General features: G+C 33.2%; 18 protein-coding genes. 3 read left to right on the forward strand and 15 right to left on the reverse strand.

Annotation, left to right across the window (positions count from 1 at the left end; translation table 11 throughout):
• The 4 genes from epsC to B0E44_RS06660 all read right to left on the reverse strand — a co-directional run bounded on the left by epsC (window position 1) and on the right by B0E44_RS06660 (window position 4,031).
• Window positions 1–792 (reverse strand): serine O-acetyltransferase EpsC, encoded by a 792-nt coding sequence (gene epsC / locus B0E44_RS06640; RefSeq protein WP_077371879.1) that lies wholly within the window; start codon window positions 790–792, stop codon window positions 1–3.
• Between the two features lie 743 nt (window positions 793–1,535).
• Complete coding sequence (locus B0E44_RS06650; protein WP_077371885.1) at window positions 1,536–2,177, reverse strand: SGNH/GDSL hydrolase family protein; 642 nt, start codon at window positions 2,175–2,177, stop codon at window positions 1,536–1,538.
• Between the two features lie 57 nt (window positions 2,178–2,234).
• A complete protein-coding gene (locus B0E44_RS06655) occupies window positions 2,235–2,693 on the reverse strand; it encodes a hypothetical protein (protein WP_077371889.1) in 459 nt (152 codons plus the stop codon).
• Window positions 2,694–2,870: 177 nt separating this feature from the next.
• Entirely contained in the window at window positions 2,871–4,031 is a 1,161-nt protein-coding gene (locus B0E44_RS06660; protein ID WP_077371892.1) for a histidine decarboxylase, read from the reverse strand.
• A gap of 153 nt (window positions 4,032–4,184) precedes the next feature.
• Between B0E44_RS06660 and B0E44_RS06665 the strand changes: the two genes are divergently transcribed.
• Complete coding sequence (locus B0E44_RS06665) at window positions 4,185–4,637, forward strand: Lrp/AsnC family transcriptional regulator (protein ID WP_077371895.1); 453 nt, start codon at window positions 4,185–4,187, stop codon at window positions 4,635–4,637.
• 283 nt (window positions 4,638–4,920) lie between these two features.
• Here the strand turns inward: B0E44_RS06665 and B0E44_RS06670 are convergent, their stop codons facing one another.
• The 5 genes from B0E44_RS06670 to truA all read right to left on the reverse strand — a co-directional run bounded on the left by B0E44_RS06670 (window position 4,921) and on the right by truA (window position 10,901).
• Window positions 4,921–5,283: a cupin domain-containing protein gene (locus B0E44_RS06670; protein ID WP_165688775.1), complete on the reverse strand. Its 363-nt coding sequence runs from the start codon at window positions 5,281–5,283 to the stop codon at window positions 4,921–4,923.
• A 425-nt stretch (window positions 5,284–5,708) separates the two neighbouring features.
• Window positions 5,709–6,623 carry a cysteine synthase A gene (gene cysK / locus B0E44_RS06675; RefSeq protein WP_077371901.1) on the reverse strand — a complete coding sequence of 305 codons (915 nt, stop codon included), beginning with the start codon at window positions 6,621–6,623 and terminating at the stop codon, window positions 5,709–5,711.
• Window positions 6,624–6,767: 144 nt separating this feature from the next.
• Window positions 6,768–8,156, reverse strand: a complete 1,389-nt coding sequence (gene lpdA / locus B0E44_RS06680; protein ID WP_077371904.1) for a dihydrolipoyl dehydrogenase — start codon at window positions 8,154–8,156, stop codon at window positions 6,768–6,770.
• A gap of 149 nt (window positions 8,157–8,305) precedes the next feature.
• Entirely contained in the window at window positions 8,306–10,075 is a 1,770-nt protein-coding gene (locus B0E44_RS06685; RefSeq protein ID WP_077371907.1) for an ABC transporter ATP-binding protein, read from the reverse strand.
• Window positions 10,076–10,160: 85 nt separating this feature from the next.
• Complete coding sequence (truA, locus tag B0E44_RS06690; protein WP_077371910.1) at window positions 10,161–10,901, reverse strand: tRNA pseudouridine(38-40) synthase TruA; 741 nt, start codon at window positions 10,899–10,901, stop codon at window positions 10,161–10,163.
• Window positions 10,902–11,191: 290 nt separating this feature from the next.
• Between truA and B0E44_RS06695 the strand changes: the two genes are divergently transcribed.
• Entirely contained in the window at window positions 11,192–11,689 is a 498-nt protein-coding gene (locus B0E44_RS06695; RefSeq protein ID WP_077371913.1) for a metallophosphoesterase, read from the forward strand.
• A 5-nt stretch (window positions 11,690–11,694) separates the two neighbouring features.
• Here the strand turns inward: B0E44_RS06695 and B0E44_RS06700 are convergent, their stop codons facing one another.
• From B0E44_RS06700 to B0E44_RS06710, 3 genes are all read right to left on the reverse strand, one after another.
• Entirely contained in the window at window positions 11,695–13,389 is a 1,695-nt protein-coding gene (locus tag B0E44_RS06700) for an ATP-binding protein (RefSeq protein WP_077371916.1), read from the reverse strand.
• A 47-nt stretch (window positions 13,390–13,436) separates the two neighbouring features.
• Window positions 13,437–14,099 (reverse strand): response regulator transcription factor, encoded by a 663-nt coding sequence (locus B0E44_RS06705; protein ID WP_077371919.1) that lies wholly within the window; start codon window positions 14,097–14,099, stop codon window positions 13,437–13,439.
• 158 nt (window positions 14,100–14,257) lie between these two features.
• Window positions 14,258–14,671 (reverse strand): DUF4293 domain-containing protein, encoded by a 414-nt coding sequence (locus B0E44_RS06710; RefSeq protein WP_077371922.1) that lies wholly within the window; start codon window positions 14,669–14,671, stop codon window positions 14,258–14,260.
• 182 nt (window positions 14,672–14,853) lie between these two features.
• Between B0E44_RS06710 and rho the strand changes: the two genes are divergently transcribed.
• Window positions 14,854–16,719 carry a transcription termination factor Rho gene (gene rho / locus B0E44_RS06715; protein ID WP_077371925.1) on the forward strand — a complete coding sequence of 622 codons (1,866 nt, stop codon included), beginning with the start codon at window positions 14,854–14,856 and terminating at the stop codon, window positions 16,717–16,719.
• Window positions 16,720–16,825: 106 nt separating this feature from the next.
• Here the strand turns inward: rho and B0E44_RS06720 are convergent, their stop codons facing one another.
• From B0E44_RS06720 to B0E44_RS06730, 3 genes are all read right to left on the reverse strand, one after another.
• Entirely contained in the window at window positions 16,826–18,049 is a 1,224-nt protein-coding gene (locus B0E44_RS06720; protein WP_077371928.1) for an RsmB/NOP family class I SAM-dependent RNA methyltransferase, read from the reverse strand.
• Between the two features lie 108 nt (window positions 18,050–18,157).
• Window positions 18,158–20,128 carry a KUP/HAK/KT family potassium transporter gene (locus B0E44_RS06725; RefSeq protein ID WP_077371931.1) on the reverse strand — a complete coding sequence of 657 codons (1,971 nt, stop codon included), beginning with the start codon at window positions 20,126–20,128 and terminating at the stop codon, window positions 18,158–18,160.
• 127 nt (window positions 20,129–20,255) lie between these two features.
• The gene (locus tag B0E44_RS06730) at window positions 20,256–21,512 is read right to left on the reverse strand and encodes a hypothetical protein (RefSeq protein ID WP_077371934.1); all 1,257 of its coding nucleotides are present in this window, start codon (window positions 21,510–21,512) and stop codon (window positions 20,256–20,258) included.
• Between the last annotated feature and the right edge of the window lie 92 nt (window positions 21,513–21,604).

Consider the following 21,604-nt stretch of genomic DNA (forward strand, 5'->3'; position numbering starts at 1 on the left):
TTACTTTTTCTCTTTTACTTTAACTTCAGTTGTAGTGGTGTTCAATACGATTGAATCTGGGGGAATCGATTTGGTAACCCATGAATTTCCACCCACGACACTGTTTTTGCCAATAGTTGTTGTTCCTCCCAAAATGGTTGCATTGGCATATAGGCAAACATTTTTCTCAACAGTTGGATGTCTTTTGGAATTCTTCATGTCTTTGCTCACGCTCAACGCTCCCAAAGTCACCCCTTGATATATTTTTACATTTTTTTCGATAACGGTGGTTTCGCCAATTACGATTCCAGTGGCATGGTCGATAAAGAAAGGCGATGCGATTGTAGCTCCTGCATGGATGTCTGTTCCTGTAATGCGATGTGCATATTCGCTCATTAATCTTGAAAAAAGCATCAAGTCCAACAAATACAGTTCATGACTCAATCTATAAATCGCGATGGCATAAAATCCTGGATAAGCAAGATAAATTTCTTCAAGACTATTGGATGCAGGGTCATTTTCTAAGATATAAGAAGCGTCTTTGTTCAGGTTTTCAAGTACAGATGGCAATTTGTGTAAAAAATTATCCCAAGCACTTTCGCATGAGTCATGTGCTTTTTTGCAGGCCAAAGAAGCTATTTCTTTAAATTGTTTTTCTAACTCATCGATGCTTTCATTAAGTGGTGCATTAGAATCAAATAAAGTGTAAAACAGTTTTTCGGTAAAGGCTTCCGTTTTAGTTTTAATACTATAATTTATAGATAAATGACTTTTGGAAGCACTAATATTTTGAACAATCAGATCTTTGGTCATGATTATGAAATTGAATGTTAATTTTGAAAGGATAAAAGTAAGGCGTTTTTCAGAAAAAATAACAAGGTTTCGCCAAAGAATTAGGTTAATTGCCGTTGAAAAATATAGGTTCAAAAAGATATAACAGAATTGCTATTTTTTTGAAATTATATCACATTAATTAATTCTATTGTAAGCAACTTTAGCAATAATTTTTGGAATTTGATATTTTCCATCTTATTATAAAATAAATCAAGAGAAATAAACTCAATATATTTATCCCAATAGGAAATAGTGGATTTGAAATAGTATATGAATCGTGGTAAAAGTAGTTTACATAGCTCCCAGGTTCTAGGTCAATATATTTACCCGGAAACTCTTGGATATTTATGCTAAATAGATTTTGACTATGATATTTTAGGACTGTAAAATTTAGAATAGGAATTTGTAAAAACAGGGTTATGCATAGCAAAATATATCCAGCTTTTTTTTCTTTTTTAGACAAAAGTACGATACTTAACAATTGTAGACCAAAAATAATTATCCCCAAATTTCTTTCGGTTTCATCCTGTAATATTGAGATAAATAACCCTAAAATGGAACCAAATCCGATTAAATTTCTAATGATATTTTCAGAATCAGATTGTTTGATTCTTTTGTTTAGGAGCACAAAAATAAAGATGAAAATGCATAAAAAAAGTCCAGTTATTATATCTCCCATTAAGGTTTAAATTTTATTGTTAATTATGTTTTTTGAAATTATATCACATTAATTGCAAATTACTAATGATTGTTTCAACGATTGATTCCATCACGAGATATCCTTCTTTATTGGGATGAACACCATCTTTGGAATAAATTGCTTTTAAACCTTTTTGGTCATCCACCATAGCCGAATAATAGTCTGCAAATACAATGTCATTTGCTTTGGCATATTTCAAAATCATCGCATTTAATGTTTCGATTTTATCGGCGGGTTCCATTCCTCGTTTCCAAGGAAAATCATTGGCAGGGAGTATCGAACATAAAACCACTTCGATGTTATTTGCTTTAGCCAATTCGCACATAGAAATAAGGTTTCCTAGAATTGTTTCGAGTGTTGCTGGACCAGTATTTCCTGCAATATCATTGCCTCCAGCCAAAATAACGACAATTTTGGGTTTCAGTTCAATTACGTCCGGTCTAAAACGCAAGAGCATTTGTGAGGTCGTTTGGCCGTTAATGCCTCTATTGATATATGATTTACCTATAAAAAAATCTTGATGAATAGTTTTCCAACCTTCAGTTATGGAATCTCCAAAAAATACAATCCTTTTTTCTCCAGGCAATGGAGCTGAAATCTGTTCATTCTCGGTTTTGTATTTGTTCAAATACCCCCAGTCGAGGATTTTTTCTTTTCTTTCCATAAATAATGGGTTCCAATTGAAATGACCTTATGATTTGTTTTAAAAATACAATATTGATTATTTTTTTATGCGTTTGTATTTTTCAGTTATTATTCGATCAACACCCAGTTTCTCTACTTTTTCTAAACCTTGTTGGATTAGAGTGTCGTTTTTTATGGAAACTTTGAATTCAAATTTGTTGTTCTCCCAGGCTCTGTTGGAGAAATATTCTAAATACTCCGTGTAATTGTCGTTGACCAAAGTATATCTTCCTGCTCCTGCAGAGAATTTCGGATTGGGTTCTTTTCCCATTGTTAAGTCATGCTGAAAAAAAGAAAAATGATCAGGATTAATAATTTTTATCATTTTTAATTTGGGGTCAAAAGTTGAAAAAGTGGAATCTTTTTCGGTGGTCGTTGCCGAAATGAGTTCCCAAGTTCCAATAATTGGCAAATCATTTTGATTGGTTTTATTTTGGTTAACACTGCAGGAGCAACTGATTATTGCAATTAATAATAGGGGTAATTTGATTTTCATTTTTTTGTTTTAATGATTGAAATGAAAATCTAAAATACAATTTATTTTGCAATTTGAATTTACAGGTAAAAGAGTAATAAAAAAAGCCATAGAATGATTAGAAAGTCAATCTATGGCTGAGTTTTGAATTAAAAATAAAAGATAAGATGGTTTTGCTGTTAGGTTTTTAAAGATAAACTAGAAACTGAATTCTGCTATTTCTTCGGGATTTTCAATGCAATTTTCTACGTCGTTGATGAAAAGGTCAATTTGTTTTTTGGTCACATTGGGCATGCAAATAATATGAGAGATATCACCTTCAGTGGCCAATTGCCATTTTGATTTGACTTCTTCAGCTGTTTTTGGGAAAACCACGGTGATAGAATTTGGGTTTCTCCAGGCTGCTATGCCTATGTTTTTTAGTCTTTGTTCACAGTATTCCGCTACTTCCAAGCTGTGTAAATAACGATTTTTTAAACCTTCCACTCCGAGTTTTTTTATGGCATACCATAAAAACAATGGGCAATGACCGTTTCTAGATCCTGTAATCGTTGTGTCTAAAGAACCGATATAGGATATCCCTTTTGAGATTCGATCTCTATTGGAACGCTTCGTGATAATAACTCCAGTTGGAATTGGTGAACCTATAAATTTGTGACCACTGATTGAAATACTGTCAGCACCATCTTTAAAATCAAAAGGAAATCTAGGTTCCATAAAAGCTCCGTAACTTCCGGATAAGGCTGCATCACAATGGATGTAACTGTCTTGTATGGCCAATCCTTTTAGAATATCCCTGATTTTTGAAACGTCGTCTTTGGCTTCTTTCATGGTTGTTCCAAAAGTGGTAAGCACAATTGCTGGCTTATGACGATTCATTTTTAAGGTATTTTCAAAATCAACATAATCAATTTCGCCATTCTCTTGTGAACGAATAACGATGCTCGGAATATTGAGCAAGTGAATGTTTTTGCGCACACTGTAATGGGTCGATTCTGAGTAATAAACCATCGCTTTTGGATATAATTCGCGAGCAAGATACAATCCGTATAAGTTACTTTCAGATCCGCCATTGGTTACATAACCCCAATAATCTTTTGGATTGGCTCGGAATAATTTGGCAAAAAAACCAACTACTTCTCTTTCGAGTTCATGGGTTTGTACTTTGTAGGTACAATCATCAAAAGGATCACCTAGATTATTGATTGGATATTTAAAAAAATGATTGATTTCTGAATAATCAAAATCTTTGGATACAGGATACCCCAAGAAATTATCTCTGGCGTTTTCTATGTATTGTTCCAATTCGAATAAACGCTGATTGTCTTGTTCGGATAATGATTTTGAAATGGGTTCCATGATGCTTTATTTTACTGTAAATGTAGTTTTAAAGATTTAAAATTCTTTATATGTAGTAATATTTAGAATATAATTCTAATTTTGAAATTAAATACGGTTTTTAAGTATTGATTTTAATATTAGATTTTTTCAAAACCATATAATTATTCTGAAATGGATTCGATAGACAAAAAAATATTGATGCTTTTGCAGCAGGATGCGAAACAAAATACTAAAGAAATTGCCGAAAAAGTGGGGTTGTCTGTTTCTCCGACTTTTGAGCGGATTAAAAAACTGGAACAAAAAAAATACATAAAGAATTATGTGGCTTTACTGGATGCTGAAAAAATTGGAAAATCAATCAGTGTGTATTGTCAAGTGACTTTGGCGGTGCACTCCAGAGAATTGATAGATGATTTTAAACAGCACATTCTTGTGTTACCCGAAATTACAGGTTGTTTCCACGTATCCGGGAATTATGATTTTTTATTGAAAGTGGCTGTCAATGATATGAATGAATATCAAAAGTTTGTCATCGATAAATTGTCTGTTATCAAAGGGATTTCAAATGTGCAAAGTTCTTTTGTGATGGAAGAAATCAAAAATGACTTTGCCTATAATTTATGAAATTGAATATTTTATGGTTACGTCTGATGCTTTTGTGTGAAGGATAGGAACGGCATCTCCCGATTTAGAAAAACAAGGCTTTTTTGCCGTAGTTTTTGTTAATCGGGAATACAGTGGATAGCCTGACCTTGTTGCTTAACAAATTATTCTATTTGCAGAAAATAGTCTGCAACAAGGGCACACCATAAAAAAAAAACCTGACTCTTGAAAAAGGAATCAGATTTTATGCATTCTTAAATTGCTGCCCAAAAGGAAAATGAATTGCCTTGTTTGAAAATAGTTATTACATTTTTTTTGCGGGCTTTATTTCTGTTACTATTAATTTTAAAGTGGTAGTTCCAATGTTTTTTGCCATATGTGTTACGGCAGGTAAATATAAAGCAGTACCCATTTTGACATCTATAGTAGCAGCTGGTTTGCCTTTGTCAGTAATCTGAATTTTGCCACTAGTCAAAGCGTAAACTGAATGATTCGGGTGACTGTGCCAAGCTGTTGTTACACCCGGTGCGAATACAACTTCCATGACTCTTACCTTGTCATTATCAAGTAGTATTTTTTTATACACATTAGAAGCTGCTTTCATTGGGTCTTGTGCATACAGACTTGTGCTTTGAATCAGGAATAGTCCGAAAAGGAGGGTATTCATTAAAAATATTTTAATTGTTTTCATCTCATTTAAATTTAAGTCAAACTTTTTTGAATTTAATTGACCTACTCTTTTATGTTTTTTGAGTAGTCGGATGGTATTTATTTTGAATATTTTGTTAGTCGAATTGACAAGGACAGTCTAGTAAGGTTAGAATGTGTTCCAGCAGTTCGTGTTTGTCACCAGCCTTTTAAATAGTTTGTTCTATTTAAAAAAGCATTTTTTGCCGAGCAATTCATTTGATTGTTTTTTTGAGAAGCAATTTCCTCTTTTTTTTGAGGCATACTAAATTACAAAAAATATAGAGTTGGATTTTAAAAACTGTATTCTTTTTTAGAATGATTTTTTATTGGATCTGGAATGCTATAATAAAAAAAAACCGAACTGCTTTCGCAAATCGGTTTGATATAAGAGGAAATTATTTTTTATTCAAATAAACCTTCGATGCTTAAATAACGTTCTCCAGTATCGTAACAAAAAGTTAGTACTTTGGAACCTGAAGGGATTTCTTTTAATTTTTTGGCTACAGCAGCCAATGAAGCACCAGAAGAAATTCCTAGGAGAATACCTTCTTCTTTGGCTGCTCTTTGCGCATATTCAAAAGCTTCATCTTTACTTACCTGAATTGCTCCATCCAGAATGTCAGTATGTAAATTGGTTGGTATAAATCCAGCTCCAATTCCTTGAATAGGATGGGGTGAATGCGTTCCTCCACTTATAACTGGAGATAATTCTGGTTCTACAGCAAAGACTTTCAGGTTTGGAAAATGTTGTTTTAGCACTTCGGCGCAACCTGTGATGTGTCCGCCTGTTCCAACTCCTGTAATCAGATAATCCAATCCATCAGGAAAAGCTTTTATGATTTCCTGTGCGGTCGTGGTTTTGTGGATTTCTATATTTGCGGGATTATCAAATTGAAGTGGTATCCACGAATTTGGAATTCCATTTGCTATTTCTTCAGCTTTCGCGAGAGCACCTTTCATACCAAATTCTCGGGGAGTAAGCACAAATTCGGCTCCGTATATACTCATCAATCGGCGTCTTTCTACTGACATAGAGTCGGGCATTACCAAAATTAATTTATACCCTTTTACGGCCGCAACCATTGCTAATCCAATACCTGTGTTTCCTGATGTAGCCTCGATTATGGTGCTTCCCTTTTGTAGTAATCCTTTTTGCTCAGCATCTTCTACCATAGACAAAGCAATTCTGTCCTTGATGCTGGCGCCTGGATTTGTTTTTTCAAGTTTCACCCAAACATTTGCATCTGGGCCAAATAATTTATTGATTTTTACGTGTGGCGTATTACCAATGGTTTCTAGTATGTTGTTGTGTGTCATAGCCTTTTTATTTGATAGTAAATATAGTTGACATTTAGGTATTTACAAAATAGAATGAAGATTATATCTATTGCTTTTTGATCAAAACAAAAAACCCGATTTGAATATTTCAAATCGGGTTCTAAATTTATAAAAAATGTTTTATTACAAGTGGATTACTTCTCCGTATGCATCAGCAACGGCTTCCATAACCGCTTCACTCATTGTTGGGTGAGGGTGGATAGATTTTAGGATTTCATGTCCTGTAGTTTCTAGTTTACGTGCTACAACTGCTTCAGCAATCATATCGGTAACTCCAGCACCAATCATGTGACATCCTAACCATTCGCCATATTTAGCATCAAAAATTACTTTTACAAAACCGTCTGGAGTTCCAGCAGCTTTAGCTTTTCCTGAAGCAGAGAATGGGAATTTACCAATTTTTAATTCGTATCCTTTTTCTTTAGCTTGTTTTTCCGTCAATCCTACAGAAGCGATTTCTGGGGTTGCATAAGTACATCCAGGAACGTTTCCGTAATCGATAGGATCAACATGCAATCCAGCGATTTTCTCTACACAGTTAATTCCTTCAGCAGAAGCTACGTGAGCCAACGCTTGACCTGGAGTAACGTCTCCAATTGCGTAATATCCTGGAATATTAGTTTGGTTGTAAGCATCAACTAAGATTTTATCTCTGTCTGTAGCGATTCCAACTTCTTCTAATCCGATGTTTTCAATGTTAGTTTTGATTCCAACAGCAGACAATAAAATGTCAGCTTCAAGAACTTCTTCACCTTTTGCTGTTTTTACAAATGCTTTTACTCCGTTTCCAGTAGTATCAATACGCTCAACAGAAGAGTTGGTCATAATTTTGATTCCAGCTTTTTTCAAAGAACGCTCAAATTGTTTTGAGATATCTTCATCTTCCACAGGAACTACGTTTGGCATAAATTCTACGATGGTAACATCAGTTCCCATTGAGTTGTAGAAATGTGCAAATTCCACTCCAATAGCTCCAGAACCTACAACAATCATAGATTTTGGTTGTGTTGGCAATGTCATTGCTTGACGGTATCCAATTACTTTTACTCCATCTTGAGGCAAGTTTGGTAACTCACGAGAACGAGCTCCAGTAGCAATGATAATGTGATCAGCACTATATTCAGTAACTTTTCCGTCTTTATCAGTAACGTCTAATTTTTTACCAGCTTTTAGCTTTCCAAAACCGTCAATTACATCAATTTTATTTTTTTTCATCAGGAATTGAACTCCTTTGCTCATTCCTTCAGCAACACTACGACTGCGTTGTACAACAGCAGGGAAGTCTTTGTCAAATTCTTTTACAGTTAATCCGTAATCTGAAGCATGTTTTAAATAATCAAAAACTTGAGCCGATTTTAATAATGCTTTAGTTGGAATACATCCCCAGTTTAAACATATACCACCAAGGTTTTCTTTTTCTACTACAGCTACTTTAAATCCTAATTGAGAGGCTCTAATTGCTGTAACATATCCTCCAGGTCCACTTCCTAAAACTATAATATCGTATTTCATTTTTTTCTTTTTATTTAAATTATTGTAAAAATGAATTTGTGAAAACTCATCGTTATTTTTATGATTATCGTAATAAATTGAGATTGCGAATTTAAGGATTTATTTGATTATGGGAAAATTTAGCAGGAACAAAGTTTTTTGACATTTTGTTATAAAAAAGTATCCGAACTGGAAGTGCTAAACTGCGAATCATACAAGTTTTTATAAAATCCTTTTTCTTGGTTTATTAATTCTTGATGCGTTCCTTGTTCTACAATTAAACCTTTGTCCATCACCACAATTTTATCTGCATTGACAATGGTTGCCAATCGATGTGCAATTACGATGGATGTTCTTCCTTTGGTGATAGTTTCGGTAGCTCGTTGAATTAATTCCTCAGAATAAGTGTCTATTGATGAAGTCGCTTCGTCCAAAATAAGGATACTCGGATTGCTTACGTACGCCCGTAAAAACGCAATAAGTTGACGTTGACCAGATGATAACATTACACCGCGTTCTTTTACATCAAAATCATAATTGTCAGGTAAGCTCATAATGAAATCATGAACACCTATTTTTTTTGCTGCATTCAACACTTGATCTCTAGTGACTTCGGGATCGTTTAGCGTTATGTTGTTGTAAATGGTATCGGCAAAAAGAAATACATCCTGCAAAACCACTGCAATTTGCTTGCGCAAAGAACCCAAACTATAGTTCTCAATATTATGACCATCTATAAAAATGGAACCGCTATTGATTTCGTAGAAACGATTCAGTAAATTGATAATTGTCGATTTTCCAGCTCCAGTAGATCCCACTATGGCAATGGTCTGACTCGCTTTTACTTCAAGATTGATTCCTTTTATCACTTCTTCGTTTGGAATATAACCAAATCTCACTTCTTCAAAACGAATATCTCCGTCAAATAATGGCGCTTCGATAGTTCCTGTGTCTTGTATTTGATCTTGCGTATCTAATATGTCAAAAACACGATTGGCAGCAATCATTCCCAATTGCATCTCATTGAATTTATCCGCAATTTGACGTAAAGGATTAAACAGCATTCCGATGAACATGGTGTATGAAAACAAATCCCCAAAAGTAGTCGAAGTATCACCTTCTAAAATATGGAATCCTCCGTATAAAACAATGAAACCAAGAGTTAATGAGGAAATAATATCGGCAATAGGAAAGAAAATCGAGTTGTACAAAATGGTTTTTATCCAAGCTCTGTTGTGTTTGTCGTTGATTACCCTGAATTTTTCTGCTTCAATGTCTTCACGATGAAAAAGCTGAACAATTTTCATCCCCGTAACTCTTTCTTGAACAAAAGAATTCATATTAGCAATTTGAGTACGTACTTCCTCAAAGGCAACTTGCATCTTTTTTTGGAAAATCCGTGTAATATAAACTAAGATAGGCATGGCGACAATCACAATCCACGTCAGTTTCCAGTTCATATAAAACATAAAAATAAGTACTACCAGCATTTTCATCAAGTCACTTATAATCATGAATAATCCCTGGCTGAAAATACGGGCAATCGCTTCAATGTCAGATACGGAACGGGTTACGAGTTGGCCCACAGGAACCAAGTCAAAATATTTCATTCTAAAACTCAAAATATGTTTGAACAGTTTTACCCTAATATCCTTCACAATATCCTGTCCGAGCCAATTGGCCCAATACACAAAGAAAAATTGTGCCAAAACCTCTAGGATAAGTACTACACCCATTAAGGAGATGTAAATCAATAAACCGGTTTGGTCTTTGGGTTGGATGTAACTATCGACAGTTTGTTTCAGTAAATAGGGACGAAGTGCTGCAAAAACCGATAGTGAAATGGCGAAAATAATCACACCGTTAAAACGCCATTGATAGGGTTTTGTGTATTTTAATATTCTCTTGAATAATCGGGTATCAAATGCTTTTGCTTTCATTTATTTTTTTGGAGCTATTCCTGCTATCCGCTTGTATCTTTTTATTTTTAAAGAAAAAACAAAAAGGATATCGCTTCTATCAGGGCTATTTCGTAATGTAATCGTATTCAATTTTGGTTAAATATAACCCATGTGCCGGAACCGAAAACCCAGCTTTGTCTCTGTTTTTACTTTCTATAATCGATTCAAAATCATCCAAAGTGATTTTGTGTAATCCAATATTAATTAAAGTTCCAACAATCGAGCGAACCATATTTCGTAAAAAACGATTGGCGGAAATGGTGAAAATTAGTTTTCCGCTTTCCTGTTTCCAATACGCTTCAAATATAGTGCAGTCAAAGGTATTTACATCGGTATTTACCTTAGAAAAACATTGAAAATCGGTATGATTAAATAAAGATTTTGCAGCTTGATTCATTAAATCCAAATCCAGTTTTTGATGAAAGTACCAGCTTTGTTCTTGAAGGAATGCGTCTTTAAAAGTATTTATGTGATATTCGTAAGTTCTTTTTGTGGCGTCAAAACGAGTGTGAGCTTCATCATCAACGGGAAAAACGTCATATATAACAATGTCTTTTGGTAAAAATGAATTCAGTTTGTGTATTACATTCGGAATGTCAAATGGAGTTTCTAAATCAAAATGAGCATACATTTCTTTGGCGTGAACACCTGTATCGGTTCTTCCTGCTCCCATGAGATTTATCTCCGAGTTGAGAATAATCGAAAAAGCTTTGTTCATTGTTTCTTGAACAGAGGCAGCATTGGGTTGGTATTGCCAACCATGATAATTGGTTCCGTTGTAAGCTAATTTTATAAAATACCTCAAAGTCAGTTTTCAGTTTTCAGTTTTCAGTTTTCAGTTTTGACAGTTTGGAATTTGGCTATTCTGAAAGAAATCTTATTTGTACATTTTGAAGAGCAAAGATACTTATTAATTTTTTTGTCATGAATACGCTTTGAAGCAAAGTTTTTTGGATTGAAAATTTATTTTATTTAAAACTAGAATGTCTATTTTTGCAGAAATGCCCATAGCCCTGATAGCAGTGGAAATCCTTTTTGTTTTTTCTTTAAAAACAAAAAGATTGCAACGGATAGCAGGATTAGCTTCTTAAAAATATGAAAAAAATTCTCCTTCTTTCGGATACGCACAGTCACATTGACGATACGATTTTAAAATATGTAAATCAGGCCGATGAGGTTTGGCATGCGGGTGATATTGGGGATTTGGTAGTTACGGATACCATAAAAAAGTTAAAACCTTTGCGTTGTGTGTATGGTAATATTGATGATGCCCAGGCACGTTTGGAATTCCCTTTGCACAATCGGTTTTTTTGTGAAGGTGTGGATGTTTGGATAACACATATTGGCGGTTATCCAGGGAAATACAATCCATCTTTGAAAGCTGAAATGGCATCAAATCCACCAAAATTGTTTATTTGTGGACATTCACATATTCTAAAAGTAATTTTTGACAAAAAGAGTAATCTATTGCACATGAATCCGGGTGCGGTCGGTAAAAGTGGTTTCCATCAGGTGAGAACGATGCTTCGTTTTGTGATTGATGGAGAGGCTATTAAAGATTTGGAGATTATTGAAATAGATAAAAAAGCATAGTGTTCTTAATGGACTATTGGAATTTTTAAGCTAACAATTGTTCCCTTGTTTAGTGTTGAGTTAATAATGAATTCTCCTTTCATATTGTTTATTCTCGCCCGAATTTGGTTGATTCCAAACCCTTCGGTAACTTCCAGTTTGCTGTCGATAAATCCGTTCCCATCATCGGAAACTACTATGGAAAGTTTATTTTCAACTTCTTTAATCGTAACATCTGCGGTAGTTGCTTCACTGTGTTTTATGATATTGTTGAGTAACTCAGCAATTATAAAATAGAGTTTCATCTCAAAATCTTCATTGTATCTTTTTTTAATTTCAATACTTGAATTAAATGTGATCTTAATTCTTGAATTAGATGTTTTTTCACACAAATCTTCCAAAGCATATAGTAATCCAAATCGAACCAATAGGCTAGGCATCAGTTCGTGAGATAGGTTTCGAATTTGATTGTGTGCTTCTTCTAGAATTTCTTTTGTTTTGTTTATTTCTTCAGGTTGGGCTTTATTGATTGAAGTAAAAACATTTAGATGTAATCCAGCCGATGAAAGTAAGGAACTAATATTGTCGTGTAGAAAAGAGGCGATTTTTTTTCGCTCCAATTCTTGTCCGTCAATAGAGGCATTGATGATGTTTTCTTGTATTTTGCTCCGAATATCTTTGAGTCTGTTTTTTTGTTTCAAACGAATGTTTTGAACAAAAAAATAGAAGAAAATAATCACACATAACAAAAGAAAAAGCACGATGATGGCAATTTTTTTATTTTTGGATTGTTCTTCAATAAGTTTGTTCTGCTTTATTTTATAAGTTGTTTCAATCTTGTCGATTTCTCTCTTATAGTGATCTATTTCGAGATTAACTCCTATAACATTGGCTTTGGTTAGTTTTTCCTCTATGTTGAGCTCATTGGTTATTTTGTAATATAACATGAGGTTGTCATAGGCTTTTTTGGGCTGATTAATTTTATTTAAAAATTTTGAATATTCTAAATAGGAGTACGATAGGTCGGACTTCTCGTTTCCATTAGTACCAAGTTTAATGGCTTTTTCAAAATAAAAAGTTGCTTTATCAATGTTGTTGATAAAACTGTAATACATGCCGTTCAGCATATTCAAAGCTACAATGGTTGAATCGTCTCCATCAATAGGTTGGTATTTGTTGATGTATCTCAAATATGAAAATCCTTCTATAAATTTTCCAATGTCAAAATAAGCCCAAGTAATATTGAGTTTTGTGAGGAATATTTGTTTTCTGTCAAGAACTGTTTGACTTAGCTGTAGTGATTTTTGATAATAAAAAATTCCTTTGTCGTATTGCTTTTTGTCAAAACAATAGATGTTACCTAAGTTATTGTAAAACTGGTTTTTTAAAGTGTTGTCACTTGTTTTGTTAACGTAGTAAAGCCCTAGATTGTAATAGTGTAATGCTTTTAAAGGTTCTGTTAGTTCATCAAAGTTGGAAGCTATGATTAAGTAGGAATTAGCAATTAAAGTATTGTCTTTATTTTTAATAGCCTGTTCTAATGCAACCCTTGATTTTAATAATGATTTATCATAATCGCCATTAATTCTGTTTGCTCTCGCATCTTTTATTAGTTTGGCAGTTTCTTTCTGCGATAGTGTTTTGTTTTGGGCGAGTGAGGTTTGACTAAAATAGATTAGAAATATAAAAAGAATTAGTATTCGAAATCTAATTTGATTCATACCGTTTATTGTAGAAGCGATAATATAATGTTTTCAGTTTTTAAAACTTAAGATATAATCAAATGATTATTCATGGCATATTTAACAATGCCAATTGTGTTTTTTGCTTTTAATTTTTTCATAATATTTTTTCGATGTGTTTCAACAGTATTAATACTGATGAAAAGTTGCTCACTTATTTCTTTGCCACTATATTCCAGAGCAATCAAAATGATGATTTCAATTTCACGTTCGGTCAACAACGGATTTACATTGGGTTTGTAAGTTTTTAACTTTGGATTGTTTTTGGTGGCATTTGAGAATATTTTTTCTCGAATGGACTCGCAAAAATATTCTTCATTGTTGGCAACAGCTTGTACCGCTTCAATGATATTGTCTCCAGCACATTGTTTGGTCAAATAGCCACTTACACCCAAGTCCATGATTTCTTTAATTAATTTTAAATCATCATAACTCGAAAGGATTATTACTTTGCAGGGAAAACCTTTTTGAGCAAATTCTTTAACGACTTCAATTCCGTCTTTTTCGGGCATACTAATGTCTAAAACAAGTACGTCAGCTTGATTCTTGGTTACATCGTCGTAAATAGTTGTTCCGTTGAGAGATGAACCAACAACTTCAAAATTTGGTATTGTTTGTAGTAAAGTTTGAATACCGTGCAAAATTATCTGGTGGTCATCGGCAAGATGAATTCGAATATTCTTTGTCATATTATCAATTACAGTACTCAAATTTATAAAAAAAAAGATTCTTATCTGTACTAATTTTTTTATTTATCAAATAAAATATAACAGCTCTTATGTATAAAAAAACCCGAACTGTTACATTCGGGATTTCTTCGCACATTAATAAATTAAATTTTATAGGTTTATCTCAATCGATCCACAGATTTTACAAGATCTTCGTCCTTCTTGATGGCTTTATTAGCAAGAACTAAAAAAACGATTGCCAAGATAGGCAGAAACATCCCAATACCTTTCTCAGAAACAACAGGTGCTTCTCCAGATAAATTTAGTGAATGATAAACAAACAATCCTAATAAAATCAAATTTAATACGATATTCAATCTGTTGGCAACAAATTGAGTATGTCTTTTTTTAAATGATATAATGCTGTATATAGTTATTGCGGTGCTTAAGCCAAAAAATATTACATAAAATTGGTTTTGCATAAAAAAATACTCTTTACCATCACTTAATGTCCATAGTGGGAAAATAAACGGCAAAAGGCCTATCATCAAAAAGGTAAGTATTAAATATACGGTCTGAATTCTTTGTATCATGTCTTTCTATTGTAGTACAAAAATATATTTTCTTTTTAATAAATACTATTGTATGATAAATTTTATTTGTATTATTGCATAACATTACCGTAAGCACTTCATACTGCGGTTCATTAAAATAAGATACTACCCAAAAAAATCTTTTGCATTATTTCCAAATTAATTAAACAAATAGAACATTCATGTTTGATATTTCTGTATTAAAAGAAATGAAGCTTGCTGAGCTTCAAGAAATAGCTAAAACGGCTAAAACTATAAAATTCAACGGTGTAAAAAAAGATACTTTGATTAGTCTTATTTTAGATCATCAAGAAGCTACTGTGCCTGTACCTGTCATAGAGAAAGCAACAGAAGAAGAAAAACCGAAAAGGGTTAGGATTGCAGCGGTTAAAAAAGTGGCAATTCAAAAAAATGAAGCTCCAGTTTTGTTGGAAACTAAAGCTGAAGAAATAGAAATGCAAGAAACAGTTGCTGTACCAGAAAAAAAAGAAAAAGTTATTTTATCCAATAAGAATAATCCTGAAGAGGATGAAGTCGTTTCTAAAAAAGAGGTAAAAGTTGTTAAGTTCAGTAAATCTGCCTATGAGAAAAAGATGGCTTTGCTGCGAGAAAAAGAAGCCTCGAAAGAAGTTGTAGTTACAGAAGGAACTCCATTAGATTCCAATATAGATGTAACGGATGAAAAAGTAGAAGCCACTATTCCAGAGAAAAAAATAATTCCACAAGACCGTAAGCGAACTGACGAAGTAAATCAATTAACTAAGAAAGGACAAAACCCAAATAATAAGGTTAATCCAAATCAGAATGGGAATTCCAATCAAAACGGGAATTCCAATCAAAACGGAAATTCAAATCAAAACGCAAACCAGAATCCCAACCAAAATCCAAATTTTAAAAACAAAAAAAGCAATTTCAAAGATGCTGATTTTGAATTTGATGGAATCATAGAAAGTGAAGGTGTTCTTGAAATGATGCCTGACGGTTATGGTTTTTTACGTTCTTCCGATTATAATTATTTAGCATCACCAGATGATATTTATTTATCGACTTCTCAGGTGCGTTTGTTTGGTTTAAAAACCGGTGACACTGTAAAAGGTGTGGTTCGCCCACCAAAAGAAGGAGAGAAGTTTTTCCCTCTAGTGCGAGTTTTAAAAATTAATGGGCACGATCCGCAAGTTGTTCGTGACAGAGTTTCTTTTGAACATTTAACTCCAGTTTTTCCTTCAGAAAAATTTAGATTGGCCGAAAAACAAAGCACTATATCTACTCGAATTATTGATTTGTTCTCTCCAATTGGAAAAGGACAGCGTGGTATGATTGTTGCTCAGCCTAAAACGGGTAAAACAATGTTGTTGAAAGAAATTGCCAACGCAATTGCAGCGAATCATCCTGAGATTTATTTAATAGTTTTATTAATTGACGAACGCCCAGAAGAGGTTACTGATATGCAAAGAAGTGTTCGTGGAGAAGTAATTGCATCAACGTTTGACAGAGAACCACAAGAGCATGTTAAAATTGCTAATATTGTTCTTGAAAAAGCAAAACGTTTGGTAGAATGCGGACATGATGTTGTGATTTTGTTAGATTCAATTACAAGATTGGCTAGAGCTTATAATACAGTACAGCCAGCTTCAGGTAAAGTTTTGAGTGGTGGTGTTGATGCTAATGCACTGCAAAAACCAAAACGTTTCTTTGGTGCTGCACGTAATGTTGAAAATGGTGGTTCGTTGAGTATTATTGCAACTGCTTTGACTGAAACAGGTTCTAAAATGGATGAGGTTATCTTTGAAGAATTCAAAGGAACCGGTAATATGGAACTTCAGTTGGACAGAAAAATTGCCAACAAACGTATATTTCCTGCTATTGATTTAACATCTTCAAGTACCAGACGTGATGATTTATTATTGGATCCAAAAACATTGCAGAGAATGTGGATTATGCGAAAAATGCTTTCGGATATGAATCCTGTAGAAGCGATGACTTTGATAAATGACCGTTTCAAACAAACTAGAACTAACGATGAGTTTTTAATTTCTATGAATGATTAGAAGAGTAAAGAGAAGAGAATAAAGAAAATAGATATATAAATATTTTGCACAAAAAAACCTCGAAATTTCGAGGTTTTTTTGTAGATCCATTTTTAGTCTTGAATCTTTATTCTTTATTCTCTTTACGCTCCAACAAAGCCATATAAAAACCATCAAAACCTGATTCGGAGGCTAATATTTTTCTGTCGGTTATGAAATTAAACTGTTTTCCAATATCAGTTGCAAGAAATTTTTGGATTTGTTCCTGATTTTCAGAAGGGAAAATCGAACAAGTTGCATACACTAATTTTCCGCCCGGTTTTACAATTTTAGAATAACTTTCCAAAACTTCCGATTGTACTTTACGGATATTGTCAATGAATTCGGGTTTTAATTTCCATTTTGAGTCCGGGTTTCTTTTAAGAACGCCCAATCCACTACAAGGAGCATCAATTAATACTCTATCGGCTCTTTCGTGAAGCTTCTTGATAACTTTAGTAGAATCAATGATTCGGTATTCAATGTTGAAAGCACCGTCACGTTTTGCTCTAAGTTTTAGTTGTTTTAATTTGCTTTCGTATAAATCCATTGCAATTAATTGTCCTTTGTTTTCCATCAAAGAAGCGATATGCAGTGTTTTTCCTCCAGCACCTGCACAAGTATCAACTACACGCATTCCTGGTTTTACATCTAGAAAATGAGCTACTAATTGTGAATTGGCATCCTGAACTTCAAAGAAACCTTGTTTGAAAGCATCAGTTAAGAAAACATTAGCTCTTTCTTTTAAAACCAAAGCATCTGGCTGATCTTTCAAAAATTCAGTTTCAATGTTTAAATCCATCAAAATTGCTCTTAGATTTTCTTTGGTAGTTTTAAGGGTGTTTACTCTCAAAATTACTTTAGCCGGCTGGTTTTGGGCTGCGATTTCTGTTGCCCAAACTTTTTCACCTAACTCTTTTACTCCTAATTCATCCATCCAGTCTGGAATAGATTCTTTTAAGGCTCTTACTTTGGATAGTTCGTCAAAACGTCCTTTTATTTTTCTTTCAGGTGTTCCTTCCAGTTGTCTCCAATCTGGAATTGGATAACCTCTTAATACTGCCCAAACGGAAAACATTCTCCAAAGATTGTCTCTGTCATATGGTTCTTTTACTTCGGCAATCTCTGCGTATAATCTCTTCCAACGTACGACTTCGTATATGGTTTCTGCGACAAATTTTCTATCGGAACTTCCCCAGCGTTTGTCTTTTTTTAGGGATCTTGCTACTACTTTATCGGCATATTCTCCTTCGTTAAAAATAGCATTAAGGGCGTCGATAGTGGTATAAACTAAATTTCTGTGTAATCTCATTTTAAATAATTGAAATGCAAAGGTACTATTTATTGGTTAAAACTAAGTTTTATATTTTAATCAAAAAAAAAACACTGTTATTGAAACAGTGTTTTTGATTGTATGTTTTTAGTTTTTAATGTAAACTCTTGTTAGTCCAATGTTTTCTGGCGGATGCAGTACCATTGGGAATTTTTCTATTTTTACAGAACTGCTGTCTAGTCCAAAAGCACTTTCTTCGGATAAACTTAGTTTTTTGATGAAGAAATAGGAGTTCATTATTATTTTTTCATGCCATAATAAATCACTGTCATTGGATAAGAATTTCTCAGATAAAACGAATTTGAAATCTCCAATAATGTTGTTTTTATTGAGTGATTCATATCTACTGGTAATGTCTACTTCACCATTTTTCACCATGTCTTTGATAACCTCTCTAAACATTAGGTTTATTTTGGTTGGCTCTCTAAATCCAAGATTGAAATCAACTCGGTATAAATCGTCCTTAAAAATTTCTCTTACTTTGTATTCAGTTTTGTATGGTTCAGATAAAATATTTACGTGTACAAACCAGTAAATATCAGCTCTTTTTGGTCTTTTTTGTAATATTGAAAACATTACTTTTTCTTCTATTTCGTCACTGCGGTTTGCATTGGTCATATAAACCAAGTGGGTTGCGTATTTTGGAATTGATAAATCAGCACTTAATTCGCTTAAAACTTTCTTGTAATCATCAATTTTTACAACTTTAGTGTAACTTTTATTAATTTGTTTGGCTCTATACCAAACTGTCATTATACCAATTAGGATTAACGCAATTAAAAGTGTTACATAACCTCCTTCTGCAAATTTTGTAATATTTGCGGCTAGAAAGCTCAACTCAATACACATATAAATAGTAATTATAGGTACAAAAAAGAACCATTTTACGCGTTTCATTATTAAATAAAAGTTTAATAATACAGTTGTCATTATCATGCATAGGATGATTGCCAAACCATAAGCATGTTCCATATTACTTGATTCTTCAAAATGCAATACGATTCCTATACAGCCTAGAAGTAATAACCAGTTTATTGAAGGGATGTATAATTGACCTTTTAGTTCTGTTGGGTATTTGATTTTAACTTTTGGCCAAAAACTTAATCGCATGGCTTCATTAATTAATGTAAATGATCCTGAGATAAGGGCTTGGGATGCAATTACAGTGGCAACAGTGGCTATAACAATTCCGAAAGGTTTGAACCATAATGGCATTATCATATAGAAAGGATTGGCGAAATCACCTCCAAGTGCTTGTAAAGTTGTTCCTTCGTGGTGTATTAAAAAAGCTGCTTGCCCAAAATAATTTAATACTAATGCTAATTTTACAAAAATCCAGCTTATTCTAATGTTTTTCCTTCCGCAATGTCCCATGTCTGAGTATAATGCCTCAGCTCCTGTAGTACATAGGAATACAAATCCTAATACGAAAAAACCTTCTGGGTGTATGCTTAATAAATGATAGGCATAATATGGATTAATAGCTTTAAAAACTTCTGGATGCAAAGAAATTTGATTAATTCCTAATACAGCAAGCATACCAAACCAAATCAGCATCATTGGTGCGAAAAACTTTCCAACCAATTTGGTTCCAAATTGTTGAATGGTAAATAGCATGACCAAAATCCCAATAACTATAGGGACAGTATTGATGTGGGGAAAATAACTTCTCATTCCTTCAACGGCAGAAGATACTGAGATGGGAGGAGTAATTATTCCGTCAGCAAGCAAGGCACTACCTCCAATAATTGCTGGAACAATCAACCATTTTATTTTGGTTTTTTTAACCAAAGCATATAAAGCAAAAATTCCACCTTCTCCATGATTGTCTGCACTTAATGTGATAAGTACATATTTCAGTGTGGTTTGCAGTGTAAGTGTCCAAAAAACACAGGATACACCTCCTAAAACTACATCCGCATTTATAGTATAGTCGCCAAGTATGGCTTTCATTACGTATAATGGAGAAGTTCCAATGTCTCCATAAATTATTCCTAAAGAAATTAATAATCCGCCTAAAGTTAATTTACTATGGAGGTCTTTGTGCGTTGCGCTCATCTATTATTTTTATAAAAACTTGTCAAATTTACTATTTTTCAATAATAAATAAGGTCTTATTTATTAAAATAATAAAAGAGGCCTAATAAGTTATTATTAAGCCTCTTTGAGGTTTCTTTAAATTTGTTTAGATTCTTCTGTTGTTGCCTTTTGCCGCATAATCATTACCTCTTTGGGGTTCAGTTCTTTGGGTGTTGTTTTCTCTTTGTGAACTAGCTCTGTTTTGAGAATAATTTTTTTGAGATTCTGCTCTTTGAGTGTTGTTTTCCTTCGGTGAACTGTTTCTGTTTTGTGAATAATCCCTTTGAGTTTCTGCTCTTTGGGTGTTGTTTTCTCTAGGTGAACTGGTTCTGTTTTGTGTATAATTCCTTTGATTTTCTGTTCTTTGAGTGTTTATTTCTCTAGGAGAACTATTTCTGTTTTGTGTGTATTCTTTTTGCTGTTCAGTTCTTTGTGAGCTGGTACTGTTTTGTTTGTATTCTCTTGGAGATTCTGTCTTTGGAGTATAAACATCTCTTGAGGTTCTAGTGCTGTTTTGTGTATATTCTCTTTGAGTTTTGTTATTGTAATTAGTATTGTTTCTGGAATTATTTCTTGTATAAGCTACTTCATTTTTGATTCCATTTCCATTGTTAGTATTGTATCTTCTTTTGTCTAATTCATATCGGTTTGAAATTGTACTGTTTCTTTTAGAAAATGCATATTGAGGATATTGTCTTTCATAACTATTACAGCTATAAGTTTTGTAGATCACTGGTGCTCTGTAGCTTCTTCTATAATTTACGTAATTATAAGTGTTGTAGTAATTTACACAACCATATACATTCTGTCTGTATCTATAAACTGGATAGGGATTCCATGCGTAATAGTATGTTGGGTAGTAATTCCAAGTCCAAGTGGAATAGTATGGTCGGTAATAATTAACCCAAAAGGATGCGTAAATTTGAGGTGTACTGTAATATACGGGTTCGTAAATATAATTTTGCCCATAAATAAATGCATTTCCAACTATTTGAATTGAAATTTTATTGCTTCTATCTTTTTCAATTTCAATAGTAGCTACATCTTGATACAAATCACGTCCAATAACTGATTGAATAATTACTACGTGTGTTCTGCTTTCTACTGTTTCAATAACTCTTAAATAGTCAACACGATTATCGTTGTTTAAGTCTAAATTTGAAATTTGAAGTTTTGGGTCGTTTAATCTTCTTTCAAAATCGTTTAAGTTTTCTGATTCTCCAAAGATAGAAGAAACAGCTGTTAAATCTAAATTATCACTAATTTCAGAGTTCATTGCGTTTATGGTGGTTCTATTTTGTGCGCTCATTTGAAAAGCAAAAAAAGAGGCGATAATTGCGGCAAATTGTAATTTAGTTTTCATGGCTTGATAGGTTAATTGTTTTGTTTTAATATATACACAACAATTGTGCCACAAATAAATATTATTGATGAAGTATTTTAGATAAAATTATA

Origin of the sequence: Flavobacterium sp. A45 (assembly GCF_002001005.1) — a bacterium.
Taxonomy (GTDB): domain Bacteria; phylum Bacteroidota; class Bacteroidia; order Flavobacteriales; family Flavobacteriaceae; genus Flavobacterium.